Below are 961 nucleotides of genomic sequence, written 5' to 3'. Positions count from 1 at the left end.
TTCATTACTCGATGATCGAGGAGACGATGCCTGCACCGACGGTGCGGCCGCCTTCACGGATAGCGAAGCGGAGCTTCTCTTCCATGGCGATCGGCACGATCAGCTGCACGTCCATGGCGACGTTATCGCCAGGCATGACCATTTCCGTGCCAGCCGGCAGCGTGACAACGCCCGTCACGTCCGTCGTGCGGAAGTAGAACTGCGGACGGTAGTTCGTGAAGAACGGCGTATGACGGCCACCTTCGTCCTTAGTCAGAATGTAGGCTTCTGCCTTGAACTTGGTGTGCGGCTTCACAGAACCCGGCTTGCAGAGAACCTGACCGCGTTCAACGTCTTCACGGCCAACGCCGCGGATCAGCGCGCCGATGTTGTCGCCAGCCTGGCCCTGGTCGAGCAGCTTGCGGAACATTTCAACGCCGGTAACCGTCGTCTTCGCCGTCGCCTTGATGCCGACGATTTCAACTTCTTCACCAACCTTGACGATACCGCGCTCAACGCGACCCGTCACAACCGTGCCACGGCCCGAGATCGAGAACACGTCTTCGATCGGCATCAGGAACGGCTGGTCAATCGGACGTTCCGGGGTCGGAATGTAGTCGTCAACAGCGGCCATCAGCGAACGAACGGCGTCTTCGCCCAGTTCCTTCGAGGAATCTTCCAGAGCAGCAAGAGCCGAACCCTTGATGATCGGGATTTCGTCGCCAGGGAATTCGTACTTCGACAGAAGTTCGCGAACTTCCAGCTCAACCAGTTCGAGCAGTTCTGCGTCGTCAACCTGGTCGCACTTGTTGAGGAACACCACGATTGCCGGAACGCCAACCTGACGGGCGAGCAGGATGTGCTCGCGGGTCTGCGGCATCGGGCCGTCAGCAGCCGAAACCACCAGGATCGCGCCGTCCATCTGGGCAGCGCCGGTGATCATGTTCTTCACATAGTCGGCGTGGCCGGGGCAGTCGACGTG

At 60.0% G+C, this 961-nt stretch carries 1 protein-coding gene; it reads right to left on the bottom strand.

Features of this window, described 5'->3' with window-relative positions:
- Positions 1 to 4 precede the first annotated feature (4 nt).
- Positions 5 to 961, bottom strand: a 957-nt coding sequence (gene tuf, locus JNC63_RS21860) for an elongation factor Tu (protein ID WP_374846776.1), incomplete at its 5' end; no start/stop codon positions are given.

Origin of the sequence: Brucella ciceri, assembly GCF_041930145.1 — a bacterium.
GTDB classification, from domain to species: domain Bacteria; phylum Pseudomonadota; class Alphaproteobacteria; order Rhizobiales; family Rhizobiaceae; genus Brucella; species Brucella intermedia.
The sequence above is the reverse complement of the archived record's forward strand: the minus strand, read 5'-3'. Positions and strand labels throughout refer to the sequence as shown.